The following is a 24,421-nucleotide window of genomic DNA, read 5'->3' on the forward strand; positions in this document are numbered from 1 at the left end:
AATGATGAAGCAGGATGGGCATCGCCGGCGGTCATGTCGATCGGAAGCAAGAACGCAGACCGGCTGTTGGGGCCGCATATTAGCATCGTTTGTACAGAAAATGCCTGACAAACGTATGCGAAAGCAGGAAAAATCGGTTTCATCCACAAAGATTGAGCCATCTGGCACACCTTCTTTCCCACTCGGGCGCCGGATCCCGGATTCCGGGTAAAAAAATAGCAGGGGGAGGATAAAGACCTCACGCACCTGCTTTTTTCGTTTGCCTGTCAGCCTAGCTGACTGACCGTCTTAGCGACGGCCGGCGTAGGGGTTAGGGTAGCTGAAGCCCTGGGTATAGAGAGACTGGGCAAACCAATAGGTTGAATTGCTGCCTGACATAATAAAACTCCTCATTGCTTAACAAGTTACGTACCTTTATGCGGGCTCAGATCCTTGAACAAACACTCGGTTCCGTGGAGGCGCACTTGCTTTGCTTCGGTTCCCTGGAGGCATTCATTGTCATCCTGACAAGTGGTTGACCCACGGCGGCTAATTTACCATCCGGCGCCAAAAAGACAATATTTTTGTGATGCGCATCACACATTATCTTTGTGCTGGTCCGAGTCTATACGGTAGCCATCTGTACCATTTTTGCTCTCTTTATCAGCACAAGCAGACCGCAATTTGCACTGCTCGCTCACATTTTTGTGTTTTTGGCTGTATTATCGTTATCCTCTTCCTCGGCCCCCTGGGCCCGGTCCATTCCCGTGCTGGTAAGGAGTTCCAACGTGGCACAGCTTAGCTCTCTCTCCCCCCAATTGATTTGGCAATTCTTCGAACAGATCTGCTCCATTCCCCACCCGTCCAAGCACGAAGCCCGCTTAAGCGCCTGGATAGTGCAGTGGGCCCAGAGGGAAGGCCTGGCGGTCAAGCAGGACGCCGTGGGCAACATCATCATCAAGAAGCCGGCCACGCCGGGGATGGAAAATCGCAAGGCCGTGGTGCTGCAGGCTCACATCGACATGGTGCCCCAGGCCAATGCCGACACCCAGCATGACTTCACCAAGGATCCCATCGATGCTTACATCGATGGCGACTGGGTCACCGCCCGCGGTACCACCCTCGGCGCCGACAACGGCATGGGCATGGCCGGCTGTCTGGCCGTGCTGGCCGACAAGAGCATCAAGCACGGTCCGCTGGAAGTGCTGCTGACCACCGACGAAGAGACCGGCATGACCGGCGCCTTCGGGCTGGAGGCGGGCTGGCTGGAGGGCGAGATCCTGCTCAACACCGACTCCGAAGAGGATGGCGAGGTCTACATGGGCTGCGCCGGCGGGGTGGATGCCAATATTCGCTTCCCGCTGGAACTGGTTGCCACCACCGAGGGTGAAGGCTTCGAGCTGCAGGTGAAGGGGCTGCGTGGCGGTCACTCCGGGGTCGACATCCACCGCGGTCGTGGCAACGCCAACAAGCTGCTGGTGCGTCTGCTCAAGGCCGCCGAGCCGCTGGGCGTGCGACTGGCAGAGATCCACGGTGGCACCCTGCGCAACGCCATCCCCCGCGAGGCGCGCGCCAAGCTGCTGGTGCCCGCCGCCAGCGTGAGCGAGTTCAAGGCCCTGGTCGACCGCTACGCCGGCATCTACCAGAGCGAGCTGGCCGCCACCGAAGCGAACCTGACCGTGCTGCTCACCAGCCAGGACAAACCGGCCAAGCTGATGAGCGAAGCGCTGCAGGCGCGTCTGCTGGACTCCCTGATGGCCTGCCCGAACGGCGTCATCCGCATGAGCGACGCCATCCCCGGCGTGACCGAGACCTCCACCAACCTCGGCGTCATCAAGACCCTCGACGGTGAAGTCTACGTGCAGTGCCTGATCCGCTCCCTGATCGACTCGGGTCGCGAGAGCGTCGAGCAGATGACCCGCTCCCTGTTCAACCTGGCGGGTGCCAGCTGTGAATTCACCGGCGCCTACCCGGGCTGGGCCCCGAACGTCGACTCGCCGGTGATGGCGCTGGTACGCAACAGCTACCAGACCCTGTTTGGCGAGATGCCTAACGTCATGGTGATCCACGCCGGTCTCGAGTGCGGTCTGTTCAAGAACGCCTACCCGGACTGGGACATGGTCTCCTTCGGCCCGACCATCCGTGGCGCCCACGCGCCGGGCGAGAAGGTGCATATCCCGGCGGTCGAGCGCTTCTGGCAGTTGCTGGTCCATGTGCTGGAACAGATCCCCGCCAAGTAAGCGCGCCTCATCGCAACTCTTGATGTCCCGCCCGGTGCGGGGCATTTTAGTCCCCTCGAACCTTCGATACCCCTTGGCAGCCCTCCGCTTATCTCCTTCCCCCTTACCGCTATCGATCCCGCCATGAACCGGGCGGTTACACGATGACGTCCGGGTATGCGCCCCCTGAAAGCGTATCCATCAGCAACCCTATTTTTGAAAACCCTTTCCATGATTTATGTAAATTTACAACACAAAAAGTTGATCCAGCTCACAAAAATCCATAGGATAAAACCGTGACCCAGGTCACGGATAACCATCAGTAACAGAGCGATGAGGTGATTATATGTTTGAGAACCTGGCAGTACTGTTCCACCTTAAGGGTGCAACCAGCAAGAAAGGCGTGGTAGAGAAAGACACTTATGCGCCTGCAACCCGTCACTACTACTTCCGCTATGGTGCCTGAGCATCGTCGGTTGAAAGTAGAACGTAGTAAAATTACACAAATCACGATCCACACAGCAGTCATCCCCGCAGAGGGGTGCTGTCCTGCCAAGGCCAGATGCTCCACGGCCAAACCTGAACTCCAACCATGAAGATGGGGCCCACAGGCCCCATTTTTTATTGCTCGTTCCTGACCCTTGCATGACCCTATGGTCGCGGCGAGCCTGCCTGCAACCGCCTTATCTCATCTCGTCTTTCGCCTCCACCGGCAAGGGGAAATGGCAGGCCACCTGATGGTCGGCCCCGCGGCTCTCCAGGTCAGGTGACTGGCTGTGGCACAGATCCTTGGCATAGGGGCAACGCAGGTGAAAATGGCAGCCACTGGGGGGCGAGATGGGAGATGGCACATCCCCGCCGAGCGGGATGCGCTGGCGGCGCTTGCGTGGATCCGGCACAGGAATGGCCGAGATCAGCGCCTGGGTATAGGGGTGGCGTGGGCTCAAGTAAAGTTGCTGGGCATCCGCCAGCTCGACGATCCGTCCCAGGTACATGACGGCGATCCGGTCCGAGATGTGCTTCACCACCGACAAGTCGTGGGCGATGAAGATGATGGCGAGGTTCATCTCCCGTTGCAGACTGAGCAGCAGGTTGACTATCTGGGACTGTACCGAGACATCGAGCGCCGAGACTGCCTCGTCGCACACCAGCAGCTTGGGTTTGAGGGCGATGGCCCGGGCGATGCCGATACGCTGGCGCTGGCCGCCGGAGAACTCATGGGGGTAGCGATCCGCCGCGCTGCGGGGCAAGCCTACCTTGTCCAGCAGCTCGCTGACCCACTCCCGTCGCTGGGCGGCCGTGCCCTTGCCGTGGATGATGAAAGGCTCCTCCAGGATCTGACCCACGGTATGACGGCTGTTGAGCGACTCCGCGGGATCCTGAAACACTATCTGCATCTCCTGGCGCAGGACGCGCATCTCGCGGGGGGAGAGATGGGTGATGTCGCGCCCCTCGAAGCTTATCTGCCCCGCCGTCGGCTCGAACAGCTTGAGCAGGGAGCGGCCGAGGGTGGATTTGCCGCAACCGGACTCCCCCACCAGCCCCAGCGTCTCCCCCTGCTTCAGATCGAAGCTGATACCGTCCACCGCATAGACGGTGTAGTGCTTGCGCAAGAAGCCACCACCCATCTTGAAGTGCTGCTTCAGCACCCGCACCGACAACAAGACGCTCATATGCTCAACTCCTTCCAGTGGTGGCAGGCCACCCCATGGCGATCGGTCAGCTGCTCGGTCACCGGGTTGGTCCCCACGCAGATCTCGGTGGCATGGGGGCAGCGGTTGGAGAAACGGCAGCCCGCCGGCATCTCGCTGAGGGCGGGCACCTGGCCCTTGATGGTCTTGAGCAGGCTCTTGGGCACGTCTTCGAGGCGCGGGATCGAGGCCATCAGACCATGAGTATAAGGATGGCGCGGATGGTCAAACAGCTCATAGATGTCGGCCCGCTCCACCGCCCGGCCCGCGTACATCACCACCACCTCGTCGCACAGCTCGGCCACTACCCCGAGATCGTGGGTGATGAAGATGATGGCCATGCCGGTCTGGGCTTGCAGCGCCTTCATCAGATCCAGGATCTGGGCCTGAATGGTCACGTCCAGCGCCGTGGTCGGCTCGTCGCAGATGAGCAAGGACGGCTCACAGGCGAGCGCCATGGCGATCATCACCCGCTGGCGCATGCCGCCGGAAAGGTTGTGGGGATAGACGCCGAAGCGGCGCTCCGGTTCGGGTATCCCTACCTTGTGCAGCATGGCGATGGCGGCGGCCTGGCGCTGCTTCTTGCTGTAATCTGGCCGGTGCAGGCTGAACACCTCCATCAGCTGAGCCCCGACCGTCTGCACCGGGTTCAGGGCCGTCATCGGCTCCTGGAAGATCATGGAGATGCGGTTGCCCCGCACCCGATACATCTGATCCGGCGGCAGGGACAATAGCTCCTCCCCCTGAAAGCGGATGGAGCCCGCCACCACCTGGCCGTGAGGCTTTGGCAGGAGCCCCATGATGGCCAGGGATGTGACGCTCTTGCCGCAGCCGGACTCACCGACGATGCCGAGGGTCTGCCCCGGCGCCACGGAGAAACTCACCCCGTCCAGCACCTTGATCTTGCCGTCATCGACGGCGAACTCCACCTCGAGGTCGCGTACCTCGAGGATGGGGGCCTCACGCTTGGTCATGGCCGCCCCTCCTTTATCGCTGGCCTCAATGGTGTGCATAGGTCTTGTCGAGCAGGTTGATGGGCGTCAGCGCCTCCCCTGCCTCCTTGGCCTTCAGGGTCTCTTCCTTCACCTTGGGATCTAGCCAGAGCAGGCCGCCGCTGCTGTGGGGGTAACCATCCATGGGCCAGTAGAGCTGATCCGGGGTGTTCCTGGTGGCTGGCACCTCCGGCAGCATCACATAACGCCAGCTGCTGGCCCGCACATAGTTGAGCTGAACGCCGGGCACGAAGATGGCCAAGTCATAGATGCGCTGCTGGATCTGGCGGGAGAGCGCGGCCCGCTTGGCGGTGTCGAATTCCACGTCATAGGCGTCGATCAGGCGGTCGAGCTCCTTGTCCGCCACGTTGAACAGGTTGTTGGTCTGGGGTTTGTTGGCGTTGTCCGAGTGGAACGACTCCCAGTATTGGGGATAGAGACCACCGCCGCCCCAGCCGAGCCAGGCCGCCTCATGCTTCTTCTCCAGCATCACCTTGAAGCCGGTGGCGCCATCCACCAGGTTCAGCTCCAGATCCAGGCCCGCCTTCTTGGCCTCTTCCTTGAGTACGGTCAGCCGCTTGGAGTGCTCCTGAGTGGTGTAGGTGATGGCCAGGGTGAGCCGCTCCCCCTTGTCGTTTTGCAGAATGCCATCCGGCCCCGGCTTGCCATAGCCCCCCTTGGCGAAGTAGTCCCGCGCCTTGGCCACGTCATAGGCCCGCTCCGCCAGCTTCATGTCGGTGAACTCGCCAAAGCCCGAGCCGAAGGTGGTGGCCCTGTCATAGTCACCGCGCAGTACGGTGGCGATCATCTTGTCGAGGTTCATGGCGTGCTGGATGCCGAGGCGCACATTGATGTCCGCCAGCTTGGGATTGGTCACGTTGAGGTGCAGCCCCTGCGCCCCCTGCTTGGTGTCGGTCATGGCCATCACCTTTTGCACATAACCCTGCTTGTACTCCGGGGTGACCGCTTTTTCATGCCACCAGTTCGGCAGGATCATCTCGAAGGTATCGACCTCCCCCTTCAGGAAGTGGCGAAAGGCGATGTTGTGATCCCGGATGACCTGCACCTTGATGGTATCGATATTGAATCTGTGCTGGTTGTAGCGATCGTTCTGGGCCCACCAGTCCGGCTGCTTGCTGAAGGTGATGGACTTGCCCTTCTTCACCTCCGTTATGACGTAGGGACCCGTGGTGGGCACCAGGGACCAGTTGTACTGCTTCACCCAGTTCGGGGTCAGCTTGTAGTAGTGCTTGGGCTGGGGCCAGAGTTCCGTGGTGTTGAGCAAGTCCAGCCTGGCCTTGCGGTTGCCCGACTTGACCTCGATGGTGTGATCGTCGACCTTCTCCACCGCCACGATTTCCGTGGTGTAGTAGTTGTTGTACCAGGGAGCCCGGATCTCTTTGGAGCGCATCATCTCGTAGCCGAAGGTGTAGTCGTCGGCGGTGACTGGCTTGCCATCTGACCACTTGGCGCGGGGATCCAGCTTGAAGTAGACGGTCTGGCTGTCCGGCGCTATGGCCCAGTGGGTCGCGAGAGACGGAATCGGATTGCCGGTGTTGGGATGAAAGCTGATGAGACGCAGCTGGTTGTCCTGGATGAAGGAGCGAAACGAGCCGTTGGAGTCGGGCCCCACGGTGCGAAACGTCAGCGGGAAGCTGTCGATGAACATGGTAAGGGAGCCGCCTCGCAGCGCCTTGGGAGAGGCAAATACCGGGTCTGCGTCATTGGTCTCCCACTTGAGATCCGCGGGCAGGCTGGCGGCCCAGACCCAGGCGCCGTTCACCAGCAGGAAAAGTGCACCTATCCATTTTATTTTATTCTTCATATTTGACTTCCTGGTCATGACCCCTGCTACGGGGGCTTCTTGATTAAGGGTTAAATCACATCATTGAATGCACTACCGGCATCTCACACCACACCATCATTGGTAACGAGTGAACTTGCGCGGATCGAACGCCTCCCGAATGGCCTCGCCGATGAAGGAGACCATGATCAGCACCAGGCTCACCGCCGCCACTACCGAGCTCACTATCCAGATGGCATCCAGATTGTTGATGCCCTGGGAGAGCAGCTCCCCCCAGCTCGGGGTCGGCGGCGCCAGGCCGAAACCCAGGTAATCCAGCGCCGTCAGGGTGGAGATGTTGCCCACCACGGCGAAGGGCGCCAGGGTCACGATCATCATCAGGGTGTTCGGCAAGATGTGGTGGAAGATGATGCGCCCCGTGGTCGCCCCCTGGGCCCGCGCCGCCATCACATAGTCCCGCGCCCGCTCCTTGTAGGTGAGGGTGCGCATGTACCAGGTGATCCCCATCCAGCCGAACAGCACGTTGATGCCGACAAACAGGCCGAAATTCGGCTTGGCCAGCGACACCAGGATCATGATGACGTAGAGGAAGGGCACCTGGGACCAGATCTCGATAAAGCGCTGCAAGATGAGGTCGAAGCGCCCGCCGAGAAAGCCCATCATGCAGCCGAGACTGACCCCGATGACGTAACTCGCCACCAGGGTAATGAAGGCAAAACCGATGGCGATGCGAAAGCCGTACACCAGCCGCGCCAGCACGTCGCGGCCGCTGGTGTCGGTGCCGAGAAAGTGGCGCTCAGCCAGGCTCGGGGCATAGGGCGGGTAGGCATCCTGCTTGAAGTCCTGCTCATAGGGGTTCCAGGGCACCAGGGGCAACAGCACCCAGTCCCCCTTCCCTTCCTTCTCGAACTTGGCTTGCAACTGGCGGTAGTTGGCCTCGTATTCGTAGTCCAGCCCGAAGTGCTGGCCCGGGATCACGTCGCCGTAGGTCGGGAAGTGAAGCTCGCCCTGATAACTCACCACCAGGGCACGGCTGTTGACCAGCAGCTCCGCCAGCAGGGAGATGATCACCAAGGCCGAGAAGATGACGAAGGAGTAGTAACCGCGCTTGATGGATTTGAAGCGCTTGAGTTTTTTCAGGGTGACCGGGTTGAGATTCAGGTTCATGGTCAGTCTCCAAACCGTACACGGGGATCGACCGACATCGGCACGCAAATATCGGAGACAAGATCGCGTGACATCGTTATAACAAGCGAGATTGGCTTCATGCTCACTCCCCAAACCTGACGCGCGGATCGACCAGCGCCACGCAGATGTCGGAGACGATGTTCCCCACCAGCATCAGCATGGAGGTGATGGCCAGGATCCCCATGACAGTGGGGTAATCCCGCTCGACGATGGCCTCGTAGCCGAGCAGGCCGATGCCGTCGATGTTGAAGATGGTCTCGATGAGAAAGGATCCACCGAAGAAGACGGTGAGCACGGACCCCAGGTGGCTCGCGATGGGGATCAGGCTGTTGCGCATGGCGTGATCGGTGACCGCCTTGCGAAACGGCAGCCCCTTGGCCACGGCGGTGCGCACATAGTCCGCCGACAGGTTCTCCATCAGGCTGTTCTTCATGGTCATGGTGAGGATGGCAAAATCCCCGATGGCGTAAGCGATGAGGGGCAAGAGGGCGTGGGCGAAGACGGTACGGATCTGATCCCAGCTGCTCTGCATGGTATCAAAATCGTCCCCCGGGAAGCCCCCCATGGGCAACCACTCCAGGTGGAAGGCGAAGACGGTAATGAGGAAGATCCCCACCACGTAGGCGGGCAGCGCATAGGCCATGTAGATGAGCATGGAGCTCAAGGAGTCGAAGCGGCTGTTGTGCCTGAGCGCTTTGGCCACCCCGAGGGGGATGGAGACGGCGTAGCTCAGCAGGAAGGTCGCCAGCCCGAAGAAGGCCGTGACCGGCAGCCTATCCTTGATGAGCCCCCACACCGGCTCGTAGTAACGGGTCGACTCCCCCAGATCCAGCACCGCGAGTTTTTGCAGCCACTCCCAGTAGGCGACCAGCATGGGCTTGTCCAGACCGTAGAAGGCCTTGAGCTCCTCGATCTGCTCGTCGGAGAGGGCCTGCGCCCCCTTGCTGCCGCTGGAGCGCCCGGTCTCATTTTGTGATACCTGCGCCTGCATCAGCATGCGCTCGACCGGGCCGCCCGGCACGAAACGGGTGATGGTGAAGACGAGCAAGGTGATACCGAGAAACGTCGGGATGATCAAAAGCATCCGACGTAAGAAATACGACAGCATGGGGAAACCTCGTCCTTGTTGTTCTTGTATGGCCGCTTCATTCCAATGAACAGCCTGTCCTTCCTGGCATTACTCACTGAATTGACTGCTATTGGCAGACAATCCGCTCGGTCACTGTAAAAGCTCTGCAACAAAAATCAAGTAGCACGCGCCTGATGGATAGCCATCGCCATCTGCAGCAGAAATAACTGAGATTTTTTCTTAAAAATTCAACTTCAAGATAAAAAACTGCTACGCACTCATGTTGAAATAAATTTCAATTATTAAAAACAAATTATAAACTCGAACAACAAAGAAAAATATACTTATAAAACAATCAAATACAATGGTTCTCGCTCTCTGTAATTTTACCCACAAATGAAGAAGGAAATTTCCATAACACCGATACGTCACCAAACCGCGCCCCTGGCTAACGGCAGATTTAAATACTGTATAAATATCGAATCACGATATACGGATCGGGGTAATAGGCCCTTTATTGATAAATTAAAAAATAATCAATAAAATTGACACAATTGGATTTAACATCATTCTTACATGGTGATTTGTTAATTAACCGGAATAATACTCCAAAAAATCCCACCAATATAAAATAGTCATCTTATTGACACCCCCTCCCCCATCCTTCAAGCCTCATTTGACGTCACTTATTAAACCTTGATAAGCCTTACGCACCGCTCCAACGAGGGCGGTACAGGAAGCAAACAAAAAAACAATCAGGAAGGATACTAGCGATGCTTAGGAAAAGCAGACTCTCTGCTGCCATAGCGTTTGCCTTGGCGAGCGCGGCAGTTGTGGTCACCCCTGCCCTGGCCGAAGAGGGCCAGAACGTCGAAAAACTGCAAAAAATAAAAGTCACCGGCTCGCGGATCTCCCGAGTCGACGTGGAAGGTTCCACCCCTGTCGTCTCAGTGACCAAGGCAAAAATCGAGCAATCCGGTCAACAGACCGTCGCCGATTACCTCAAACAGGCCTCTTACAACTCCTTCGGCGGCGTCTCCCCCGCCTCAGGCAGTTCCTTCCAGTCCCAATCTACCGTCGGCCTGCGCGGCCTGGGGTCAGAGCGCACCCTGGTGTTGCTGAACGGCAAGCGGGTCGCGGGTTCCCCCACCATGGGCGGCACCTCCATCAACCTCAACACCATCCCCATGGCTGCCGTCGAACGGGTTGAAGTCAACCTGGATGGCGGCTCGGCCATCTACGGCTCCGACGCCATCGGTGGTGTCATCAACGTGGTGCTCAAAGAGGGCTATGAGGGCTTGACCTTCCAGGGTCGCCTCGGCTCACCGACCGAAGACGGCGGTGACGAGGCGAGTGGCTCCGTCGTCGCCGGCATCAACGGCGAGAAAGGCTCGCTGATGGCGGTCTACGAGCATGACAAGAAAGACGTCATCTACGCCCGCGATCGGGATTATCTCGCCAAGCAGGGCAACGAGTCCCCCAGCCCCTACGGCCGCAACGTAGAAGGGATCACAGGCCTGGATGCCAACGGCGATCCTGTCTGGAAATACGGCCCCCTGGCCGGCGCCACCAATGCCGACGGCAGTTGCAAATCCCCCTTCATCGACTTTGAAGACGGTTGTAACTACAACTACGGCCAGATAGCCGCCACCACGGCCTCCCGCAGCCGTGACACCCTGTACGTGAACGGCCGCTACCACATCAACGACACCGTCGACTTCGTGCCGCAGATCATCGGCTCCCGGGTCGAGAGTTTCGGTCGCTTCGCCCCCGCCGCCGGCGCCTTCGCCATAGACCCGTCCAACCCGAACAACGCCCAGTTCTTCACCGACAACGGCCTGGATGCCGCCGCTACCCAGGGTCTGGGCGAGGCCGCCTACGCCTACTACCGCTTCAGCAACGTCGGCCCTCGTGACAACCTGGTCACCGACATGACCGGCAGCCTCAACCTCGGCTTCGAGGGCACCATCGCCACAGAATCCGTGGGCGACATGCAGTGGAACGCCGGTTACATGTATTCCAAGACCGACAACAAGGAGAACGGCACCGGTTACGTGCTCAAATCCGCCGCCCAGCAGGCAGTAGCCGACGGCAAATTCGTCGGCGGGGAGTTCGATCCCAAGAGCACTGCCGCCATGACCGCCGACACCAGCCGCCGCTCCACCATGGACTTCTACCAGTGGTACGCCGGAGTGCAGTGGGACATGGGTGAACTGCCCGCCGGCCCAGTCAGCTGGTACGCCGGCGCCGAGTACAACGACTGGGTCTACAGCGACAAGTACGATGCCCAGTCCGAAGCGGGTAACATCATAGGCTCCGCCGGCAACTCCTCCGGCGGGGTGCGCGATGTCACCGCCGCCTACATTGAATCCCTGGTGCCCATCACAGAGCAGATCGAGCTGAACCTGGCCGGTCGCTTCGATGACTACAGCGACTTTGGCAGCGCCTTCTCCCCCAAGGCGAGCCTGCGCTACCAGCCGCTGGACAACCTGATGCTGCGCACCTCCTGGTCACGCTCGTTCCGCGCCCCCAGCCTGAGCGACCTCTACGCGGCTGACTCCTTCTCGGCCGACTGGGCCAAGGACTATGTCTACTGCGAGGCGAACGGCATCTCGGCGGCGGACTGCCCGAACCGCCAGTACGACACCACCCGCACTGCCAACGAGCAGCTCAAGGAAGAGACGGCGGACACCTGGAACTTCGGGGTGGCCTACAGTCCGCTGGATGACCTGAACCTCTCCCTGGACTACTACACCATCAGCATCGACGACGTGATCCAGCTGAACACCCTGCAGTCCGTCATCTATGACGAGCTGAATAACGGGGGCTCCAGCAACATCACCCGCAACAGCCAGGGCAAGATCAGCGGTGCCATCTCCCCCATGGTCAACCGGGGGACACTGAACACCAGCGGCCTGGATCTCAAACTGGATTATCGCTACGACCTGACCTCCGCCACCATCCGCTATGACCTCGGCGGCACCTACATCCTGGAGTACAAGGAAGGCCTGTACGCCGGTGGCCCCGTCATCGACAAGATCGGCCAGAACGGCAAGCCGCAGATGCGCTTCAGCTCCGGCGTGGGAGTCAACGTGTCCCAGTGGTGGAACATGGATACCTACCTGAGCGCGAACTACATCGACTCCCAGAGCCAGGACTACATCGCCGACACCGGTCAGGAAGTGGGCCACATCGCGTCCCAGACCACCTGGAACCTGAACGTCGGCGTGGAAGCGCCGTGGAACGGCAAGATCCAGGTCGGGGTGAAGAACATGTTCAACGCGGGCCCGTCCCTCGAGAGCGATGGCTTCACCTATGACGAGGAGCTCTACAGCATCGACGGTCGCATCTACTACCTCGACTACGCCCAGAAGTTCTGATCCACCAGGAAAGTGACGAGCCGGCCCCCTCGGGCCGGCTCTGCCCAAGGTTCCAAGGAAGTCACGGAGATAGGGTAATCCTATGAAAACAAGGACTATTACAATGAAGAAAGCGCTCCTCGGCAGCCTGGTTTCGGCTGCCCTGCTGACCAGCTTCAATCTGAGTGCCGCCTCTGCCGGTCAGGCAGTGGACGCTCAAGCCGCCACCGACAATGCCTCCAAAGTATCCCAGCAGAAGATCGACAGCTACGCCGAGTCTGCCGAGTCTGCCCTGGCCCAGTACAAGGCCGCCCTGCGCCAGGTCGACAGCCTGCGCACCTACAACGAGCAGGTGGGCAAGATGGTCGACTCCCAGAGTGCCGAGCTGGCCTCCATGCAGCGCCAGATAGCCCAGATCGATCAGACCAGCACCGAAGTGGTGCCCCTGATGCTCAAGATGATCGACTCCCTCGATCAGTTCGTCTCCCTGGACCTGCCGTTCCAGAAGGTCGAGCGGGAGGACCGCGTGGCGGCCCTGACCGACCTGATGAACCGGGCCGACGTCACCATCTCCGAGAAGTACCGCAAGATCCTCGAAGCCTATCAGATCGAGGAGGGCTTCAGCCGCACCATAGAGTCTTACAAGGCCAGCCTGGACAAGGATGGCACCGAGAAGACCTATGAGTTCCTGCGGGTCGGCCGCATCGCCCTGCTCTATCAATCCCCGGATGGCAACGAGACCGGCATGTGGAACAAGCAGACCCGTCAATGGGAAGAACTGCCCCAGAAGTATCGCAGTGCAGTAGAACAGGGCTTGCGTATCGCCAAGAAGCAGGCGCCACCCGCGCTCATCAAGCTGCCGGTTCAAACTGCGGAGAAAGCATCATGAAAGGAATCAAACTCGCCATTGCCTCCCTGATCGCGGGAACCACCCTGATCATCCTGCCGGTGACCGCCACCGAGAAACCGGTGGACCTCAATGCCCTGCTGAGCCAGGTCAAGGCGTCCAACCTGAGCGAATCCCAGCTCAACAAGGAGCGGGAGGCCCGCTTCCTGGCTGACAAGAACGAGCAAGGGGCCCTGCTGGCCAAGGCCAAGGCGGAGCTGGCCGCCGAGACCGCCAAGGGCGAACAGCTCAAGGCCACCTTCGATGCCAACGACAAGCAGCTCACCGAGCTGACCGAGACCCTGCGTCAGCGCTCCGGCAACATGGGCGAGATGTTCGGCGTGCTGCGCCAGTTCGCCGGCGAGTTCAAGGGGATCTTCAACGCCTCCGCCCGCCGGGTCGAACACCCTGAGCAGACGACACTGCTGACCCGCCTGGCGGAGAGCAAGGAGCTCCCCTCCAGCGACGACCTGACCGCCTTCTGGACCACCACCCTCGGCCGCATGGTGGACGGTGGCAAGGTGAGCCAGATCCCGGCCACCGTGGTCTACGGCGAGGGCAACCAGGCCGAGAAGACGGTGACCCAGATAGGCGAGTTCAACACCGTCTCCGAGGGCAAGTACCTCACCTTCGTACCGGAGACCGGCAAGTTCGAACAGCTGCCACGCCAGCCCGACAACAGCGTGCTGGAGCCAGTGGCCAAGTTTGAGCAGGGCAATGGCACCGTCGAGCCCATCTTCATCGACCCGTCCCGTGGCGTGATCCTCTCCCTGCTGGTCCAGTCCCCGACCCTGAAGGAGCGTATCGATCAGGGGGGGGAAGTGGGCTACGTCATCATGGTGCTCGGTGTACTGGGTACCCTGCTGGCCATCTTCTGCGGCCTGCGTCTGTCGATGATCGGCAGCTCCATGCGCAAGCAGCTGAAATCCGAGCAAATCGTCAAGGGCAACCCCATCGGCGAGATGCTGGGGGCCTATCAGTCCCACCGCGGTGACAACATAGAGGATCTGGAATCCAAGCTCGACGAGATCATCCTGCGCAACGTGCCCAAGTTCGAGAAGGGCATCAGCCTCATCAAGCTGATCGCCTCGGTCGCGCCGCTGCTGGGTCTGCTGGGTACCGTGGTGGGGATGATAGCCACCTTCCAGGCCATCACCCTGTTCGGCACCGGGGATCCCAAGCTGATGGCGGGCGGCATCTCCGAGGCCCTGGTCACCACCATGCAAGGTCTGGTGGTCGCCGTGCCCATGCTGTTCCTCTACACCATAGTGCAGACCCAGAGCCGCCGTCTCATCCAGATCCTGGAAGAGCAGAGCGCCGGTTTCGTCGCCCGCTATCAGGAAAATCTGCACGCCGCCAAGGCCGCAGCCTAAGGAGTCATCCATGTGGTTCTGGTTGATTGAAGAAGTCGAGTCGGTCCGCCGGTTTCTGGGATTGGGGGGCGATGTACTGGTCGCCCTGTTCTTCCTGACCCTGATGATGTGGGCCCTGTTGCTGGAGCGCTGGTTCTACTTCATGACCGTCTATCCCAAACAGGTGAAGCAGACCAAGGCGACCTGGCTGGCCCGCAGCGACCACCTCTCCTGGTCGGCCAAGCAGATCCGGCGCGAGCTGGTCTCAAGGGTTGCCATGGCCGTGGACAAGGGGATGCCGGTCATCAAGGTGCTGATCGCCCTCTGTCCGCTGATGGGTCTGCTCGGTACCGTGGTGGGCATGGTGCAGGTGTTCGACACCCTTGCCATCACCGGCACCGGCTCCCCCAGAGCGATGGCTTCGGGCATCTCCAAGGCGACGGTACCGACCATGGCGGGCATGATTGCCGCCCTTTCCGGCCTGTTTTTTGTCAACCAGCTCGACCACAAAGCCAAGCTGGCGGTCGAGAGGCTGGAAGATAACCTGAAACACGGCTGATGCAGGATGCATGCGCCAGACGGCACACCGTCTGGCCACAGTTAAACAAGGAGTTTTTGCCATGAGAAAACGTCACAGCGATAGCGGTGCTGATGAGGCGGCCATCGATTTGACCCCCATGCTGGACATAGTGTTCATCATGCTGATCTTCTTCATCGTCACCACCTCGTTCGTCAAGGAGTCCGGGGTAGAGATCAACCGCCCGAGCGCCAGCACGGCGGAGACGGTGAAGAAGGGGAACATCATGGTTGCGGTCCGCGAGAACGGCCAGGTCTGGGTCGACAAGCGATCCGTCGAAGTGGGCGCCGTGCGTGCCAACATCGAGCGGCTGCGGGCGGAGAACCCGGAGAGTGCCGTGGTGATCCAGGCCGATACCGAATCCCGCTCGGGTCTGGTGGTCCAGGTCATGGATCAGATCCGCATGGCCGGTGTCCAGAACATCTCCATCGCGGCGAGCAAGAGCAGCTGATGCCGGAGCGAGCACCATGAGATACCTGATAGCGATAACGGTCTCCTGTGTGGTGGTGTTCTTCCTGTTTCTGGGAATGAACAAACTCATCACGCCGGATCACCGGGAGTTGACGGAGAGAGAAGACGTCACCATGACGGACTTCATTCGCCTCAAACCCCAGGAGACCCTGCAAGAGAAACAACGGGAACTGCCCAAGCCGCCGCCCCCGAACCGGCCGCCTCCCCCTCCGGAGATGGAAGTGGCCAGCACGGACAGGCCGCAGATGGAGAGCTCGTCCATGGACATGCCCAAACTCGACATCCCGGTCAACATCGGCGGTGGCAACGCCCTCGGTGCCTACAGCACGGGTGGCGGTGGTGGTGGCATGGGGGGCAACAACGGTGCCATTCCCATGGCGACCTTCGAGCCCATGATGCCCCGCAAGGCGGCCCTGGCGGGGCTGGCGAGCGGCAAGGTGGTGGTGGAGTTCACCGTCACCGAGCGCGGCACCGTCAGCGACGTGCGGATCGTGAAAGAGGATCCGCGCAGCTATGACCTCGGCAAGGAAGCGCGCAAGACCATCGCCAAATGGACGTTCAAACCGGCCATGGTCGATGGCAGGCCGCAGGCATCCCGCATGCAGCAAGAGATCGAGTTTGCGGTCAACTAAGGAAGGTGGCGATGAAAAAGTTACGTAGCCTGATCCTCGCCCCGGTCGCCATGGCGGTGCTGCTTAGCACCGCCAGTTGGGCCGCCGAGCAACCCGCCCTGTCCGATCGCGCCTACCGCGCGGTCAACAAGGCCCAGGCGTTGATCACAGAGAAGAAATACGGCGAGGCCAATGCCAAGCTGCAAGAGGCGCTGTCTGGCGCAGGCGAGCGAGTCTATGACAAGGGGGTGATACTGCAGACCCTGGGCTTCGCGGCCGCCCAGCAGGAGAAATACAGCCAGGCGACCAAGTACTTCGCTGATGCCATCGCCACCGGCGGCCTGCCGCAACCGGTGGCCCAGCAGGTGCGCTACAACCTGGCCCAGCTCTACATGGCGGAGGGCAACTTCAAGGCCTCCATCAGCACCATGAACCAGTGGTTCGCGAGCCTTGGCAAGGATGAGAAACCCACCCCCCACGCCTACATCACGTTGGCCAACGCCCATGTACAGCTCAAGCAGTACCGGGAAGCCATACCGGCGGTGGATCAGGCCATCAAGCTGTCAGGGGGCAAGGCGCCCGAATCCTGGTACCTGCTCAAGATGGCGGCGCACTACGAGTTGAAACAGTACAAGCCAGCGACCGAGGTGCTGACCGCCCTCATCGACAGGTATCCGGAGAAGAAGAAGTACTGGACCCAGCTCTCCGCCATGCACATGCAGGCGGGCAACGACGCCAAGGCGCTGGCGGCGCTGGAGGGAGCTTATAACCTCGGCATGCTGACCGAGGCCAACGAGCTGCAGCGACTGGCCAACTACCTGGCCTTCGCCGGTATTCCCCATCGCGCCGCCCGGGTGATGGAGAAGTCCATGAAGGAGGGGACCATAGCGAGCAACGCGGCCAACTACAAGACGCTGGCCAACTACTGGCATCAGGCCAAGGAGCTGGATCCGGCCATCGATACCCTGGCCAAGTCCTACAAGCTGGCCCCGGATGCCGAGCTGCAGCTGAAGATGGCGCGCATGATGATCCAGAGCAAACGCTATCAGGATCTGGTGGCGCTGGCCGCCAAACCCGCAGCCAATGCCAACGGTGAACAGCGCGCCGATCTGAAGTTCCTGACCGGGGTGGCCTATTTCGAGCAGCAAAAACCGAAGGAGGCCCTCTCCGCCTTCAGTCAGGCGGCTCAAAACGACAACGTCAGTGGCCGCGCCTCCCCCTGGATCAACTTCTTGAAGGAACAACAAGGTGGCGCCATCACCCAGTGACGGCCCAGCAGGGAGAGCCCCTGCCCTGCCTCCACGACACAAGGGGCCTTGCCCCACCAGTTGCCTTGGTGGCACATTGGCCGCTCTCCGGAGCGGTCTTTTTTATGGCCGTTTATCACGCTATTTACCCATAAAAAAATCCGGAGCCAGGCTCCGGATTTATCGTCTCTACGAGGCATCAGAAAGATGCCGTTTCGTCATATCAGTAGCTGCACACCAGCTTCCAGCTGCCGTCACCCGCCTTGGGTTCGCTGCTGGTCCACCAGTTTGCCTGCCACACCGCCTTGCCATTGGTCACGCGATCGTTGGCATTGGCGTGATCGCCCTGAGGCCAGCTCGGATAGGCCGGATAGCTCGCCGGGTTGACGTTCTGGCTGCTGCAGGTGGTGCCACCGGTACCGCCATCACCCCCGCCCGTACCCACGACCGCCTCGGCCAGGGCCGGGAAATCAGCCTTGAGACCTATGGTCTGGCTGCCGACAATCAGGCGCACGCCGCTCGGTACGCCCGCTGCCGGCAGGTAGTAGGTCATGGCCACTTCAACGTCGGAGCCCGGCGCCCAGGCCTTCCAGGTCGGCAGCGTCATGGCCACCTTGTGGAAGTCCTTCTCGTTGGCAATGCCGTCCGAGTTCTGGTTGCCGCCGCTCTCGACCACCTTGAGGCCCATGCCACTCTGATCCGTGATGGTGTCAGAGGTGGAAGTGGGTACCAGGAACTCGATGCGGGTCCCGCCCGGGATGGTCTGGGTGGATTTATTCGTCAGTTTCAGCGTGGGGTTGATCGGGTAGTTCGAATCCCCTTCCTTGAAGCCGGAGAGGCTCACACCGATGTCGAGCTGGGCCGCCGGTGCCGGCAGATCGTTCTGTTTCAGGTTCGCCTTGCTCGCCTTGCTGAACTTGTCGTACGCCAGGCTGGTCAAGGTGCTACCCATCACATACTCGTTCTTGGCCGGGTCGAACGCATAGTCCCCCGCCATTTCCCAGAACATCACGCCCCCCAGACCCCGGTTGACGATGTAGTCCAGCTTCTTGCCCATGGACTCTTCATCTTCGGTGGAGAGGAACACCTTCTTCTGCTCGTTCCACAGCCAGGGCGCCTGCGCCTTGTCGTCGTAGTAACGCACGTACTGGCCCTGGATCACGTCAGCCGGATCGTTGGGATCCAGGCCCCAGGCCGTGCCATAGCTCGGCAGGGTAGTGATGCCGAGGCTGGCCGCGTGCTCCAGGTTCTTGGCGTGCCACATGGGCACGGCACCGGCGCCGACTTCCTTGCCGTTCTTGTCCAGATCGTGCCAGATGTTGTCGATGCCGACAGCCCCGTTGCCGCAGGGGATGGTGCTGCCACCGGTGCCCGGCTGGCAGTTGCTCTGGCTCGGCAGGGCTGCCTTGCCGTTGAGACCATGGGTACCGCCGGTGACGCCTTGCCAGCCACGGGTGTAATAGGGCACCCCTATGTTGATCTTGCCGGCCGCCAGGGCGCCACGGAAGTAGTGCGCTGCCCAGGCCGAGTTCAGATAGCCGATGGCACCGTACTGGGCCTGGCTGTAGACCCCCCACTGGGCCAGCTCGGGATCCGCCTTGTTGTCGAACAGCGCGGCGTTGTGGGCCACGAAGTTGTTCCAGGCACCGTGGAAGTCATAGGTCATCAGGTTGACGTAATCCAGATACTGGGTGACCTGGAAGTTCTCCATGCCACGCAGCAGATAGGCCGACGCCGGCGAGGCGATCGTCAGCATGTACTTGCGACCATCCTCGGTACCGGCACTGTCGAGCCGCGAACGCAGGGTCTTCATCAAGACTTCGTAGTTGGCAAACAGCTTGGCCCGGCACTGGTTGGAGAGCGGGAAGTCGTTGGGGTTGCCCGCATCCTTCATGGAGGTGGGGTACTCATAGTCCACGTCCACCCCATCGAAGCCGTACTGGCGGATGAAGCCCACCGCCGAGTCGGCAAAGGCGTTGATGCCGGCGGTGTTGACCGAGCAATCCCCCTTGGTGGTGGCGGTGTAGAAGCCACGGGTATCGGCCCAGCCGCCCACCGAGATCAGCGTCTTCACGTCCGGATACTGCTTCTTGTACTTCGACAGCAGGTTGAAGTGGCCCTGATAAGCGAACTCGGGATCCATCTCGGCGCCCGCTACCCCCTCCCAGGTCATCTTGGTGGCAGAGTCGTCCACCTTGATCAGATGGCTCTGCTCGTCCACCCCGGCGAACGCGTAGTTGATGTGGGTGATCTTGTCCCAGGGAATGTCGTTCACCAGATAGGAAGGCAGGCCGTTCTTGCCGGTACGCCAGGAGGTGAAGTAGCCGATGACCCGGCGGGCATGGTCATCCCCCATGCACTCGCTGCCGTCGGCGCGGTAGACCTGACGAATGTCGCAGGAGAGGTTGCCACCGGTGGGTGGCAAGGCGGCTTCTTCCACCTGTACATCGACCTGGCTCGATTCGCCGACCAGATTGGCTTTATCGGTGGACACCAGTTTGAGGCCGGCCAGGCCCCTGTTCTGCGGTGTCCAGCTCAACTGCCAGGGGGCGCTGCTGTCTTCACCGACCTTCTGGCCATTCACATAGAGCTCGACCTTGGCCACGTCGTTGTTGGCATCGGTCACATTGGCCGTCACGGTGGCGGCGCGGCCCAGGGTCAGCTTGGCCCCGGCGGCCGGACTCGCGATGCTGACCTTGGGTGCCTCTGGCGCCACCACGGCACTGACGCTGAAAGCCGCATCGGCCTCGCTCAGCAGCTTGCCGTCCTTGTCCAGCCCGCGGGACTTGAGCTGATGGGCGCTGACCCCGCTGGCGGTCCAGCTCGCCGACCAGGGCGCCGCGCTGCTCACCGCCACCTGAACCCCGTCGATCAGATACTCGACCCGGGTCAGCGCGCTGCTGTTGCCGCTCAGGCTCACCGCCAGGGCCACCGGGGCGCCTTCGTTGAAAGCGCTACCAACCGCGGGCGAGCTGATGGCGAGCCCAAGGGCTGGCGCGGTGCCACCGTCGCTGAAGGGTTTCCAGGCATCGGCCCAGACTGCGCCCACGCCGGGAGCATAGTGGTAGGGCGAGGCGCCACACCAGCCGGAATAGGGGAATTCCTTGCATTCGTAGAGGTTGCCAACGTTGCTGACGACATCGCCAGCCTGGTAGGCGGTGCCAGCCTGATAGGCGGGATAAGCGGCTTGCGCCCAGGCGGGCATGGCCGCGAGGGCAACCAGCATGGCGAGCCTGCTGGGCCTGAAGGTCTGTTGCATTGTTTTATCTTCCTTGTTTTGTCTTGGCTTTTAAAACCGGGCAAAAGGCGGCAGCAACAGGCGAGAAAGGGTCGACAACAGGCCATGGACGGGCCACATACCCTCATGTCACCCGGGGAAACCCCGCTATCTGTCCCTGCGGGGCAGATCGGAGGCTTTGCGTCCCGGCATCATTGCCGGTTTGCCCTTTACCTGGGTTCCGTGAGGAACAGGGCGAGTATAGGAAGCAAGTCGCAGATGCTCAATCTTTGTTCTCGAAGAGAAATATGTAAACGCCAGCGGGATCACAGTATTTCGACTCGCAACAAATGACAAATTAGTCATTAATTTCAACTTGTTAGCCAGATCAAATAAATGAAATAGGCCTCCTTTGTCTCCCAATAATGTGCGTTGGCTCACTGGTATGAACTGCCAGAAATGTGACAATGCGCGCCCTTGGTCAAGGCGCCAAGGCTATGGAAACACTGGCAAAAATAAAAAAGGATTACCCATGAAAGGAACACCTACCCTGCTGTCGCTGGCCGTGGGGCTCGCCCTTGCGTCCCCCTCTGTCTACGCCGCCGGCTTCAGCTGTCCGGCCGACAATGCCCTCACCCCCATCCCCGCCATTCAAGGCAGTGGCGACAAGAGCCCGCTCATCCCGGACGATCTGTTCGAAAGCACCCAGACGGTCTCGGTCAAGGCGGTGGTCAGCGCCCTCGGCGAGAGCCTGAACAAGGGCTTCTACCTGCAGGATGTGCAGGGAGATGGCAACCCCCAGACCTCGGACGGCATCTTCGTCTTCCTCAGCGACAAGAACTTCGCGACCAAGTACCCGGACCTCAAGCCGGGCACCGTAGTCTGTCTGGAAGCCAAGGTGGCGGAGTATTACGGCTACACCCAGCTCAAACCCGTCTTCGACGGCAGCGCTGCGCGTCTGCAGGTGCTGGCACAGGGCGCGGCCCCTGCCGCCGTACCGCTGCGGGTGCTGGAGGGAGAAACCCTGGCCCGGGCGCTGGAGCGCCACGAGGGGATGCGGGTACGGCTCGATGAAAGCAGCGGCCTCAAGATCAGCCGCAACTTCAGCTACGACTACGCCGCCAGGCGCAACAACCTGGTGCTCTCCCACCAGGCACCGCTGATGAAGCCGACCCAGCTGCATGTGGCGGGCAGCGAGCAAGCCAAGGCACTGGCACAGGCCAATGCCGGCAACCGGGTGTTCCTCGAATCCGACTTCAAGGCCGCCGACGGCAAGCTGCCCTGGCTGCCAGCCTGGGAGCCGGAGCAGGGCTATCTGCGCGTCGGCGATGCGCCGGTCAACCTGGATGCCCTGGTAGGTTACAGCTATGACGAATACCGGCTGATCGTGCCGAAGGAGCAGACCATCACGGTCGGCGATCTGCTGCGTACCGACGAGAACGATCGCCAGCGCGCACCGGCCCGCACCGCCGGCACCGACTTGCGCATCGGCAGCTTCAACGTGCTCAACTACTTCACCAGCCACTCCAGCGTGGGCGGCGCCCTCAACGTGCTCTGCGTGGATCAGGCGGATGCGGACAGCGCCAAGGGCTGCAACCGCGGCGCCAAGGATCTGACTGACTTCCAGCAGCAGCGTACCAAGATAGTGAACGCCATCACCGAGATGGACGCAGACCTCCTCGGCCTGATGGAGATGGAGAACAACGGCTTCGACGAACACTCCGCCATCAGCGATCTGGTCGCGAGTCTCAACGCCCAGCAAAAAGACGTCAGCCAGCACTACGCCTTCGTCAGCCTGCCCAAGGCCCTGCTCGGTCAGGAGCGCTTCTTCGGTGGCGACGCCATCATGGTGGCCATGATCTACCGTCCGGCCAAGCTGACCCCGAGCGGGGATGCCAGCGTGATCCCGCTACCGGAGCAGCGCTACATCACCGGTGGCGTCGCCAAGACCGCCAGCCAGCGTGACTCTCTGGTGCAGAGCTTCACCGTGACAGGTGGCAACGAGCCGCTCACCCTGGTGGTCAACCACCTGAAATCCAAGGGCTCCGGCTGCTTTGAAAACGGGGATGGCAAGACCGAACCCGCCGATCTGCAGGGCAAGTGCACCGAGTTCCGGGTCAGTGCCGCCAAGGTACTGGGCGAGGCGGTAAACAAGCTGCCGGGCCAGGTGCTGCTGGTGGGGGACTTCAACTCCTACGCCAAGGAAGACCCGATCCGGGTGCTGACCGACTACGCGCCGGCCAGCAGTGATCGCAAGATCCGCGCCGCCTCCCACACCTTCCTCGGCGAGCAGTCCTACGAGCGTATCGGTCAGGAGGTGAGCAAGAGCTATGGCCTGGTGGACTTGAACGTCAAATTCAATCAGGAGAAGGCCATCTCCTACAGCTATGAGGCCGAACTCGGTACCCTGGACTACGCCCTCGCCAACCCGGCGCTGGCCAAGCGGGTGATCGCGGTCGCCGACTGGCACATCAACTCCTACGAGAGCAACCTGTTCGAGTACGGCCGTGGCTTCACCGGCGACATGATCAAGTCTGACAACCCGTTCAGCGCCTCGGATCACGATCCCATCATCGTCGATCTCAAGTTGCAGGAGGAGAGCAAGGGCGGCGGTGGTGGTGCCATGGGTGCCCTGCTGCTGGCGCTGTTGCCGCTGGCCTGGCGCCGCCGACACACCTCATAACTCGCTCTGAATAACGAAAAAAGCCCGCGACAGTCGCGGGCTTTCTCATTTTGGCCATTTGATTTGTAAATGAAGAGGCGTTAGCCATGAAAAAAACAAATGCCTGAACAAACAAAAAGGCCACCGCGATAACGGTGGCCTTAAGTGTTTGGTGGAGCTACGCGGGATCGAACCGCGGACCTCTTGCATGCCATGCAAGCGCTCTCCCAGCTGAGCTATAACCCCAAATTCTTCTTTTTAAACAACCAGTTCTGGCGGCCGGCTGCCTCATTGCTAAATAGTGGTGGAGCTACGCGGGATCGAACCGCGGACCTCTTGCATGCCATGCAAGCGCTCTCCCAGCTGAGCTATAACCCCGAAATCTTTACTCTTTAGACAATCGGTTCTGGTGTCCGTTTGTCTTACTTCGAAATAGTGGTGGAGCTACGCGGGATCGAACCGCGGACCTCTTGCATGCCATGCAAGCGCTCTCCCAGCTGAGCTATAACCCCACAAAGGTCGGCCTGGGTGATACACACCGCACTGCCCTGGGTACTGCATTTCAATTTGGAACCTGGTGGAGCTACGCGGGATCGAACCGCGGACCTCTTGCATGCCATGCAAGCGCTCTCCCAGCTGAGCTATAACCCCTTGGATTCCAGATTGTTCGAGGAAAATTTGGTGGAGCTACGCGGGATCGAACCGCGGACCTCTTGCATGCCATGCAAGCGCTCTCCCAGCTGAGCTATAACCCCAACTCACCTCGGTGCTACCAAAGTTATCTCTGGCAACGGAGGCGCATGATAGGCATCACCCGCTTTGCTGTCAACCCTAAAATACCACCGCTTTGCGCGTTTAGTCAAAATTCAAACAGTTCGCTGTTTTTACCAGCAGCCAGAGGGCTATCTCACTGTTTTATGTCACAAATCCGACTGAGGCTCAAAAACGAAGGGCCCCCGTTCGGGAGCCCTTTAAGGTCATTCACAGCGGCTTGTTCGCCAGCCTTGAGAGACTGACCGGCAGCGAGATTACTCGGCCGCCATGCGCGCTTCGATGTACGCCAGCGCGCGATCGATGCGAGCGAGAACGCGCTCCTT

Annotated in this window: 15 protein-coding genes, 5 tRNA genes and 1 riboswitch; of the genes, 9 read left to right on the forward strand and 11 right to left on the reverse strand. The window is 60.5% G+C overall.

All coding sequences use genetic code 11. The annotated features are described in order from the left end of the window. Window positions 1-767: 767 nt before the first annotated feature. Window positions 768-2,219, forward strand: a complete 1,452-nt coding sequence (locus ACZ9IL_RS13250) for an aminoacyl-histidine dipeptidase (protein ID WP_476003932.1) — start codon at window positions 768-770, stop codon at window positions 2,217-2,219. A gap of 662 nt (window positions 2,220-2,881) precedes the next feature. Here ACZ9IL_RS13250 and ACZ9IL_RS13255 read toward each other — a convergent pair. From ACZ9IL_RS13255 to ACZ9IL_RS13275, 5 genes are all read right to left on the reverse strand, one after another. Further along, on the reverse strand, window positions 2,882-3,871 hold the full coding sequence (locus tag ACZ9IL_RS13255; protein ID WP_476003933.1) for an ABC transporter ATP-binding protein: 990 nt from the start codon (window positions 3,869-3,871) through the stop codon (window positions 2,882-2,884). Continuing rightward, complete coding sequence (locus tag ACZ9IL_RS13260; protein WP_476003934.1) at window positions 3,868-4,863, reverse strand: ABC transporter ATP-binding protein; 996 nt, start codon at window positions 4,861-4,863, stop codon at window positions 3,868-3,870. The genes ACZ9IL_RS13255 and ACZ9IL_RS13260 overlap by 4 nt, the downstream gene beginning before the upstream one ends. A 25-nt stretch (window positions 4,864-4,888) precedes the next feature. Next, window positions 4,889-6,706: an extracellular solute-binding protein gene (locus tag ACZ9IL_RS13265; protein WP_476003935.1), complete on the reverse strand. Its 1,818-nt coding sequence runs from the start codon at window positions 6,704-6,706 to the stop codon at window positions 4,889-4,891. A gap of 96 nt (window positions 6,707-6,802) precedes the next feature. Further along, the gene (locus ACZ9IL_RS13270; RefSeq protein WP_476005352.1) at window positions 6,803-7,846 is read right to left on the reverse strand and encodes an ABC transporter permease; all 1,044 of its coding nucleotides are present in this window, start codon (window positions 7,844-7,846) and stop codon (window positions 6,803-6,805) included. Between the two features lie 109 nt (window positions 7,847-7,955). Then, entirely contained in the window at window positions 7,956-8,981 is a 1,026-nt protein-coding gene (locus ACZ9IL_RS13275) for an ABC transporter permease subunit (RefSeq protein ID WP_476003936.1), read from the reverse strand. A gap of 734 nt (window positions 8,982-9,715) precedes the next feature. Here ACZ9IL_RS13275 and ACZ9IL_RS13280 point away from each other — a divergent pair. The 7 genes from ACZ9IL_RS13280 (at window position 9,716) to ACZ9IL_RS13310 (ending at window position 17,466) form a co-directional block, all read left to right on the forward strand. Then, a complete protein-coding gene (locus tag ACZ9IL_RS13280) occupies window positions 9,716-12,322 on the forward strand; it encodes a TonB-dependent receptor plug domain-containing protein (RefSeq protein WP_476003937.1) in 2,607 nt (868 codons plus the stop codon). Between the two features lie 103 nt (window positions 12,323-12,425). After that, entirely contained in the window at window positions 12,426-13,190 is a 765-nt protein-coding gene (locus tag ACZ9IL_RS13285; RefSeq protein WP_476003938.1) for a DUF3450 domain-containing protein, read from the forward strand. Next, the gene (locus ACZ9IL_RS13290; RefSeq protein WP_476003939.1) at window positions 13,187-14,560 is read left to right on the forward strand and encodes a MotA/TolQ/ExbB proton channel family protein; all 1,374 of its coding nucleotides are present in this window, start codon (window positions 13,187-13,189) and stop codon (window positions 14,558-14,560) included. Before ACZ9IL_RS13285 ends, ACZ9IL_RS13290 begins: the two co-directional genes overlap by 4 nt. Before the next feature lie 10 nt (window positions 14,561-14,570). After that, window positions 14,571-15,098, forward strand: coding sequence for a MotA/TolQ/ExbB proton channel family protein (locus ACZ9IL_RS13295; RefSeq protein ID WP_476003940.1), 528 nt, complete (start codon window positions 14,571-14,573; stop codon window positions 15,096-15,098). 61 nt (window positions 15,099-15,159) lie between these two features. Further along, window positions 15,160-15,567 carry an ExbD/TolR family protein gene (locus tag ACZ9IL_RS13300; RefSeq protein ID WP_476003941.1) on the forward strand — a complete coding sequence of 136 codons (408 nt, stop codon included), beginning with the start codon at window positions 15,160-15,162 and terminating at the stop codon, window positions 15,565-15,567. 16 nt (window positions 15,568-15,583) lie between these two features. Then, on the forward strand, window positions 15,584-16,219 hold the full coding sequence (locus ACZ9IL_RS13305; RefSeq protein WP_476003942.1) for an energy transducer TonB: 636 nt from the start codon (window positions 15,584-15,586) through the stop codon (window positions 16,217-16,219). An 11-nt stretch (window positions 16,220-16,230) separates the two neighbouring features. Then, entirely contained in the window at window positions 16,231-17,466 is a 1,236-nt protein-coding gene (locus ACZ9IL_RS13310) for a tetratricopeptide repeat protein (RefSeq protein ID WP_476003943.1), read from the forward strand. Window positions 17,467-17,668: 202 nt separating this feature from the next. Here ACZ9IL_RS13310 and ACZ9IL_RS13315 read toward each other — a convergent pair whose 3' ends face one another. Beyond that, window positions 17,669-20,704, reverse strand: a complete 3,036-nt coding sequence (locus ACZ9IL_RS13315; protein WP_476003944.1) for a glycosyl hydrolase family 18 protein — start codon at window positions 20,702-20,704, stop codon at window positions 17,669-17,671. A 113-nt stretch (window positions 20,705-20,817) separates the two neighbouring features. Beyond that, a riboswitch (cyclic di-GMP riboswitch) is annotated at window positions 20,818-20,900 on the reverse strand. A gap of 294 nt (window positions 20,901-21,194) precedes the next feature. On the opposite strand from ACZ9IL_RS13315, the gene ACZ9IL_RS13320 reads away from it, so the two are divergent. Then, window positions 21,195-23,345, forward strand: coding sequence for an ExeM/NucH family extracellular endonuclease (locus ACZ9IL_RS13320; protein WP_476003945.1), 2,151 nt, complete (start codon window positions 21,195-21,197; stop codon window positions 23,343-23,345). A gap of 149 nt (window positions 23,346-23,494) precedes the next feature. Here the strand turns inward: ACZ9IL_RS13320 and ACZ9IL_RS13325 are convergent. From ACZ9IL_RS13325 to ACZ9IL_RS13345, 5 genes are all read right to left on the reverse strand, one after another. After that, a tRNA-Ala gene (locus tag ACZ9IL_RS13325) sits at window positions 23,495-23,570 on the reverse strand. Window positions 23,571-23,626: 56 nt separating this feature from the next. After that, window positions 23,627-23,702: transfer RNA gene (locus ACZ9IL_RS13330), tRNA-Ala, on the reverse strand. A gap of 58 nt (window positions 23,703-23,760) precedes the next feature. Next, window positions 23,761-23,836 (reverse strand) — tRNA-Ala (locus ACZ9IL_RS13335). A 63-nt stretch (window positions 23,837-23,899) separates the two neighbouring features. After that, window positions 23,900-23,975, reverse strand: a tRNA-Ala gene (locus ACZ9IL_RS13340). A gap of 28 nt (window positions 23,976-24,003) precedes the next feature. Further along, window positions 24,004-24,079: transfer RNA gene (locus tag ACZ9IL_RS13345), tRNA-Ala, on the reverse strand. Window positions 24,080-24,421: the final 342 nt, after the last annotated feature.

It is taken from the genome of Aeromonas sp. TECH754 (genome assembly GCF_056279295.1).